Annotated in this window: 7 protein-coding genes; 3 read left to right on the top strand and 4 right to left on the bottom strand. The window is 62.1% G+C overall.

Annotated features, from left to right (window positions below; translation table 11 throughout):
• Positions 1 to 611: 611 nt before the first annotated feature.
• Together VKS22_17425 and VKS22_17420 are read right to left on the bottom strand one after the other, a co-directional pair.
• Positions 612 to 1,646, bottom strand: a complete 1,035-nt coding sequence (locus VKS22_17425) for an isocitrate/isopropylmalate family dehydrogenase (protein HLW72388.1) — start codon at positions 1,644 to 1,646, stop codon at positions 612 to 614.
• Between the two features lie 93 nt (positions 1,647 to 1,739).
• Positions 1,740 to 2,216 (bottom strand): flavin reductase family protein, encoded by a 477-nt coding sequence (locus tag VKS22_17420; protein HLW72387.1) that lies wholly within the window; start codon positions 2,214 to 2,216, stop codon positions 1,740 to 1,742.
• Positions 2,217 to 2,384: 168 nt separating this feature from the next.
• Here VKS22_17420 and VKS22_17415 point away from each other — a divergent pair, with 168 nt between their 5' ends.
• Positions 2,385 to 2,711 carry a gamma-butyrobetaine hydroxylase-like domain-containing protein gene (locus VKS22_17415; GenBank protein ID HLW72386.1) on the top strand — a complete coding sequence of 109 codons (327 nt, stop codon included), beginning with the start codon at positions 2,385 to 2,387 and terminating at the stop codon, positions 2,709 to 2,711.
• Between the two features lie 10 nt (positions 2,712 to 2,721).
• On the opposite strand, the gene VKS22_17410 is transcribed toward VKS22_17415, so the two are convergent.
• Positions 2,722 to 3,912, bottom strand: coding sequence for a CaiB/BaiF CoA-transferase family protein (locus tag VKS22_17410; GenBank protein HLW72385.1), 1,191 nt, complete (start codon positions 3,910 to 3,912; stop codon positions 2,722 to 2,724).
• A 61-nt stretch (positions 3,913 to 3,973) separates the two neighbouring features.
• On the opposite strand from VKS22_17410, the gene VKS22_17405 reads away from it, so the two are divergent.
• Positions 3,974 to 4,513, top strand: coding sequence for a DNA-3-methyladenine glycosylase I (locus tag VKS22_17405; protein HLW72384.1), 540 nt, complete (start codon positions 3,974 to 3,976; stop codon positions 4,511 to 4,513).
• Positions 4,514 to 4,550: 37 nt separating this feature from the next.
• Here the strand turns inward: VKS22_17405 and VKS22_17400 are convergent, their stop codons facing one another.
• Complete coding sequence (locus VKS22_17400) at positions 4,551 to 5,309, bottom strand: lysophospholipid acyltransferase family protein (protein HLW72383.1); 759 nt, start codon at positions 5,307 to 5,309, stop codon at positions 4,551 to 4,553.
• 304 nt (positions 5,310 to 5,613) lie between these two features.
• Between VKS22_17400 and VKS22_17395 the strand changes: the two genes are divergently transcribed.
• Complete coding sequence (locus VKS22_17395) at positions 5,614 to 6,663, top strand: hypothetical protein (GenBank protein ID HLW72382.1); 1,050 nt, start codon at positions 5,614 to 5,616, stop codon at positions 6,661 to 6,663.
• Positions 6,664 to 6,665 lie beyond the last annotated feature (2 nt).

Below are 6,665 nucleotides of genomic sequence, written 5' to 3'. Positions count from 1 at the left end.
GCGCCGCCTCGTCGGCTGGCACGACCTGACCACAATCAGCGAACAACCGGAGGCAGCGTAATAGCAAGTTGATACTTCAACCGCTCAACTCGTCGCCTGGCCGATGCTTACTGCTTTTCCACCACTTGACCGACACTACCTGTGTTCGTTTTCGGAAATCGATGACTCTGTTCTCATGTGGAGCCATTACGCTGACTATCATCGAGGGTTCTGCCTGGAATATCCTATTACTGATCTTCTTTCGGGAGATATTCGGCGTCGAATGTTGTTCCCGATTGTCTATTCAGACCAATTGTTCGACTGCAATTCAATATTTCAAGAAATGCTCGCGGGGCGAGTTCCAGGTAATTTCTACCCCATAGCAGCTTGTTTGCAAAAGGCTAGAGGATGGGGTTACGAGAGAGAATGGCGCTTGGTGTTTCCATTTGGGCTCTTTCCTGCTTCGACGGCATACCCGATGCCAACGCCAAGCGCAGTCTATCTAGGTGCTAGAAGTTCGGAAGCTAATCGTAGGCTCGTTAGAGAAGTAACGGAACCACGACATATTCCCCTGTTTGAGATGAAACTTTCGCGCGATCGGTTCTCTTTGGAGCGTCGCTATCTGCGGCCGATCACAGATTCCCAATCACCGCGCGCGTGAACTCGATCGTCGTCCCCCTCCCGCCCTGATCCGGGGTCAGCACTTTGCCCTCTGCATAGACTTTGCGGATTGCGTTCTCGAAGCGTTTCGATTCATCGCCGAAGCCCAGGTAATCGAGCATCATCGCCGCAGAGAGCATCGTCGCGGTGGGATTGATGATGCCCATACCCAGGATATCGGGCGCGGTCCCGTGCACCGACTCGAAGTAGGCGTAGTCGTCGCCGTAACAGCCCGAAGGCGCGACGCCGAGACCGCCGATCGTGCCCGCCGCCGCGTCCGAGAGGATGTCGCCGTAGAGATTCGGCATCACCACGACGTCGAGGTCGTGCGCGCTCTGCACGAGCCGCCGCGCAAAATCATCGACGATGAACTCTTCGTATGTGATTTCCGGATAGCCCGCGGCGACTTCCTCGACGATTTTGCGGAACAGCCCGTCGCTCTCGCGCAGCATGTTGTATTTCGACGTGCAGGTGAGCTTTCCCGGATAGCCCGCGGCCTTGCGGCGCATCGCGAGCTTCGCGGCGAAGTGCGCGACCTGCCGGGTTTTGCGCTCCGTGATCACCTTGATCGCGTAGATGCCCCGTTCGGAAGTATCCAGCTCGCGGCGCAGGATGCGGCTGCGCAGATGGAGCGGCGCGAGCGCTTCGAGCGGCCCTTCGAGACCCAGATAGAGGTCTTCGAGATTCTCGCGCACGATCACGAAATCGATCCCATCCGGCTTCGCCAGCGGACTGCGAAACCCTTTCCAATAGCGGCACGGCCGCACGTTGGCGTAGGTCTGCCGCCCCCAGCGCAGATGCAGAATCGCGTTGGTTTTGCCGCTGGTCGAGCCGAACAGCGTCGAGTCCGACGCGTCGATCGCGGCGCGCGCGGCTTTGTCGGTCTCACCACGGATCCACTCCTCACCCGGCGGAAACTCGACAAAATCGATCGCGACGCCGAGCGCGCGCATCACCGCCATGGCGGCGGCGACGGTCTCCGGCGCGGTATCGTCCCCCGGCAGCACTACGACTTTCTTTTTTCCGCTCTCTGTCACGAGGAAAAGATACCGGATTGAAGGGCCACGCAACTTCGGCCCGGCCCTTCAATGGGTTGATGCTCACCCGCCGTAGTTAACCCCGCACTCTTTGAGCGTGAGCGGATCGCTCTCTTTGTTGAGATGCGCTTCGGTCACCTGCCCGATCACGATACTGTGGTCGCCCTTTTCGATGAAGCTGACGACGTCGCATTCGACCGCGGCCGGCGCGTCCGTGATAATCGGGCAGCCGTTGGCGCCGTCCTTGTAAGCGTAGGTGCCGAATTTGCCGTCCTTCGGATCGACGTGCTTGAAGAAGGCAAACGCCAAATCCTTCTGCCCCGCGCCGAGCATCGAGAGCGTGAACTTCTTCGATTGCTTGACCAGCTCATGCGCGGTGGAATCGGTCTTCACGCCGATCACCACGAGCGGCGGCGCGAAGCTCGCCTGCGTGGTCCAGTTGATCGTCGCGACGGTGGATTTATCACCGTGACGGGCGCCGAGAATCTGCAGCCCATAGGGGATCATCCGCAGCCCTTTTTTCTTGGCATTTTCGTCCATTGCTTTTGTTCAAACCTCCAGCCCTTGATCAATTTCGATGTGTGCGCCCGCTCCAGCCCCTTGCGAAACTACTACGGCGGCTCGTCGTGGCGCTTCGCGCGATGCTATAATCGCCTTGCCAGAGTGCCTCAAGCGCAACCAGCAAGTCCAGTCGCCAACCGAATCAAGATGTCGCCCAAAGCTTCACCAAAAATTCGCAGCCTAAATCACGTCGGCCGCTATGCGCTCGGCGTCAACTGGGCGGACGGCCACGACAGCATCTTCCCGCTCGAAAGTCTGCGCCGCTATTGTCCGTGCAACGCCTGCGGCGGCCGCCTCGACGGCGAGATTCCCGCAGCGAGTCAGCGCCTGACCCAGTTCGCCCGCCTCGGCGACGCCGCGGTCTATGCCGAGTGGGTTGACGGTCACGAGACCCTCTACACCACGCTCCAGTTGCGCGATCTCTGCCGATGCGCCCGCTGCGTCGCCGAACCCGAGCGTCCGATCACCGGCTAGCCGCAGCGCATCAACCGATCGCGCCCTCCGATCGCAGGCTCGCGATCTCCGCGGCGGAGTAGCCCGCGTCGTTCAGCACTTCCTCCGTATGCTCACCCAGCCGCGGCGGCATCAGCCGCCGGCTCGACCGTTCGCCGTCGATCGTCAGCGGAATGTCGACGAACTTCATCTCAGGGATGCGGAAGCCTGCCTCGACCGGCGGCAGCATCCCGAGCGTGTTGACCTGCTCGTCCGCAAAGACCTTGTCGAGCGTGTTGATTACGCTCGCAGGCACGCCCGCCGTGCGCAGCAGCCCCATCAACTGCTCCGCGCTGAAGCGCTGCGTCTCCTGTTCGAGGATGTCGTGCAGTTCGATGCGGCGCGGGACGCGATCGGCATTGGTGAGGAAGCGCGCATCGGCAGCGAGCGCCGGGCAATCCAGCACCTCGCATAGCCGCGCAAATAGACGATCATTCCCCGCCGCGATCTGAATCCAGCCGTCGGCGGTCTGGAAGGCCTCGTAGGGCGCCGCCGCAGGCGACGCCGATCCGGCAGGACCCGGCACGATGCCCGTCGCCTGATAGCCGGCCATCAGCAGGGTCGTCCACGCGACGCCGGTCTCGAGCAGGCTGGTCGCCACCTTCGCGCCCTTGCCAGTCTTCGCGCGATCGAGCAGCGCCGCGAGAATTCCGGTAAACAGCCATAAGCCCGCGCCCATATCGATAATCGGCACGACGACCCGCGCCGGCGGCGCCCCCGGATGACCGTTCATGCTGATAATTCCCGAGTAGGCCTGCCCCAGCGGATCGTAACCCGGCAGGCTGCGCAGCGGCCCCTGCTCGCCGAAGCCGCTGATCGAAGCGTAGATCAGTCGCGGATTTTCCGCGCTCAACTCCACGTAGCCGAAGCCGCGCGACTCGGCGCTACCGGGCCTCAGCGCATGGACGAAAATATCGGCGCTCCGGCTGAGACGATGGACGATTTCACGTCCGCGCAGATTATCCAGATCGATACAGATGCTTTTCTTGTTGCGGTTGTAGGCGAGATAGGTCGCGGATTCGCCGCGCCAATCCGGCGCGAAGCCGCGCGCGTCGTCGCCCTTGCCCGGCCGCTCAATCTTGATCACCGAGGCGCCGAAGTCGCCGAGCAGCTCGGTGCAGTACGGCCCGGCGACGTTCTGCGTCAGATCAATGACCGTGAGTCCGTCGAGTGTCAGAGGCATTGTGCTGGTTTCCTTGCCCTCATTATAAAGGAAGCGTCAAACTGATCCCCGCCCAAGCTTTATGTCGTACTGCACGATCGCGCCCGGCCATCCGCTCCACGGGCCCTATCACGAGCGCGAATACGGATTTCCGATCGCGGACGACGATGCGCTCTTCGAGCGCCTCGTGCTGGAGATCAATCAGGCTGGCCTCTCCTGGCTGACGATCCTGGCCAAGCGCGCAAATTTTCGCGCTGCGTACAACCACTTCGCGATCGCGCGTGTGGCCAAATACGGCGAGCGGGACCGCGCGCGACTCCTTGCCGACGCCGGCATCGTCCGTAACCGGCTCAAGGTTGACGCCACGATCGTAAACGCGCGCCGGATCATCGAACTCCAGCAAAGCCACGGCTCTTTCGCGCGATGGCTGGCGGCGCAGCATCCGCTCGCCAAACCCGAGTGGGTCAAGCTGTTCAAAAAGACCTTCAATTTCACCGGCGGCGAAATTACCGGCGAATTTCTTCTCAGCATCGGCTACTTGCCGGGCGCGCATGACGAGAGCTGTCCGGTCTTCGCAAAGATCGCGTGCCTCCAGCCGCCCTGGAAGCGTGCGCGCCACTAGCGAAGCGCTCCGGGCAGGGTGTCCCCTTTCGCCGGCCTCAAACTTCGCTGCGGAATAACTCCCGTACCGACCTCTCGAGCTGTGCGCTGAGCCGAGCGCGGTCGGCGCTGCGCAGCTCCGCAGTCGCGATCGGCTGGCCGAAGGCCAGACGGATCCGCCGCCCCGCCAGCGCGAAGCGCGCCCCGCGCGGCATCATGGCGAGCGTCCCGCTGATCGCCAGTGGCACGCACGGCCGCCCGGTCGCGAGCGCCAGCCACGCGCCGCCGTCGCTGAACTCATGCACCCGATTGTCGCTTGAGCGCCGCCCCTCGGCAAAAACCGCGATACTGTAACCGTCGCGCGTCGCCGCCACCGCGCGACGAATCGCCCGTCCGCCGCTTTGCCGCTCGATCATGATATTGCCCGAACGCGCCAACACGTAACCGAGCAGCGGCACCCGCCTGAGCTCCTGCTTGGCGACGAAGCGCACCTCGCACGGCAGCAGGTGAACAATCGCGATGATGTCGAACAAACTCTGATGGTTCGAGATCAGGATAAATGAGCCAAGGCCGCGCAGATGTTCGAGCCCCTCAACCTCCGCACTGATCGCGCAGGTATGGAAGATCAGCCAGGCCCACAGGCGCATCAGGGGCGAGACGTAATGTCCCCGCTTGAAGCGCGCGACCAGCGCCGCTGCGGCGAGCAGAATCGCCGTATAGACGACCGACAGGATCGTCGCGATCCCGCCCCAGACTCGCGGCACAACTCCGGTGCGCGGTGCGGCCGCGCCGCCAGTCAGCTCGGCGTCATGCTCCATCCCCGATCAATATGGAATGCGCTGGCGTCGAAGTCGAGTCAGCCCGCGCGCCGCTAGTGTCCTGAATTAAAGATTCGCCACATCTGGTTTCGCGGAAATCTAAACATTCGTAACGATTATTTGTTCGCCGAACTTCAGGCTCAGGCCACAAGAGGGAAGCTCCACAGCGTCTTCGCTGCGATAGCGGGTCTGTCGGAGAAGAAGCGGCCCCGAGTCCCCTGCGCACTTCATTTAACCGTCCCTGCTCAACCACCTCAACAGCGCTTCCCTGGCGGCGTTGGAACGATCCGCGCCCCGTGATTAAGTGTTTGCTCAACCGCTGATGGCGCTCGAATACGAAATCCGCGATGGCGCGCTGCTCTGGATCAAAAATCCAGTGACGGGCGTGATTTCTTACGTGGTTGACGTGCGCGGCAAAAGCTTCGCGTTCACACTTGGCGGGCGCGAGGAGCTGAATCCCGATCCGCCCAAGCCCGATCCAAAAGCTCTGCGCAACGCGATGACCGCCTGCCCTTTTTGTCCAGGTAACGAGGCGCACGCGCCGGCCGAGCTGATGCGTCTGACGCCCGCCGAGTTCGCGAGCTGGAATGGAGCGGCGGTCCTCGCGGACGCGAGCTGGGTGGTCCGCGTCTTCAACAATCTCTTTCCGCGGATCCCTGAAAATCTGACTGGCGGTCGCAACGAGTCATACATCGTGGTCGAGGATCCGCGCCATTTCGTCGAGAATCCGCGTTCGATTAGCGACCTGATGTTCACCGGCGTGCTCGGCGAGGAGCACTTCTTACATCTTCTGCAGACGGACGTTCGCCTGATGGGCCGGGTCTTTGAAAACCCGGCGATTCATTCGGTCATAATCCGCAAGAACCAGGGACGCGAGTCGGGCGCCTCGCAGCCTCATCCGCATCAGCAGATCATCGGATCGCCGCAGCCGCTACCGGTGCTGGAGGCCGAAGCCCGCGCCGAAGCGCAGTATCCCGAGCTTTGGTCAGATCTGATCGATTTGGTCGAGCGTATCGGCCTGCTGATCGGGCGTCGCGACGGCGTGGTCAGCTATGCGAGTCCGGTCGGCGCCTTCCCGCGCAGCTACGACGTTATAATGCCGGACTTTCGCGGGATGCTGACCGAGCTGTCGCCTCAAGACCTGGCAAGCTTCGCCGGCGCGATTTACCAGATTATGCATGTCCTTGGGCCGCTGCCGCTGGACTACGAAATTCATCAGGGCGCCGGGCTCCCGCTGCACGCTCACATCAACGGGCGTTTGTATCCGTATTCGAATGTCGCCGGAACGCTGAACTTGCCGAGTCAGCTCGTCCAGAACGTCGCGGCGCTGCGCAAAGCTCTCGCCCGCAACTAAGC

The sequence above is a fragment of the Candidatus Binataceae bacterium genome (assembly GCA_035308025.1).
Lineage (GTDB): Bacteria > Desulfobacterota > Binatia > Binatales > Binataceae > JAJPHI01.
The sequence above is the reverse complement of the archived record's forward strand: the minus strand, read 5'-3'. Positions and strand labels throughout refer to the sequence as shown.

Bases quoted from the DNA above. Each gene is read 5' to 3' on its own strand.
- VKS22_17415 (HLW72386.1), top strand. From the start codon at position 2,385: ATGTCGCCCAAAGCTTCACCAAAAATTCGCAGCCTAAATCACGTCGGC.
- VKS22_17420 (HLW72387.1), bottom strand. From the start codon at position 2,216: ATGGACGAAAATGCCAAGAAAAAAGGGCTGCGGATGATCCCCTATGGG.
- VKS22_17405 (HLW72384.1), top strand. From the start codon at position 3,974: ATGTCGTACTGCACGATCGCGCCCGGCCATCCGCTCCACGGGCCCTAT.
- VKS22_17410 (HLW72385.1), bottom strand. From the start codon at position 3,912: ATGCCTCTGACACTCGACGGACTCACGGTCATTGATCTGACGCAGAAC.
- VKS22_17400 (HLW72383.1), bottom strand. From the start codon at position 5,309: ATGGAGCATGACGCCGAGCTGACTGGCGGCGCGGCCGCACCGCGCACC.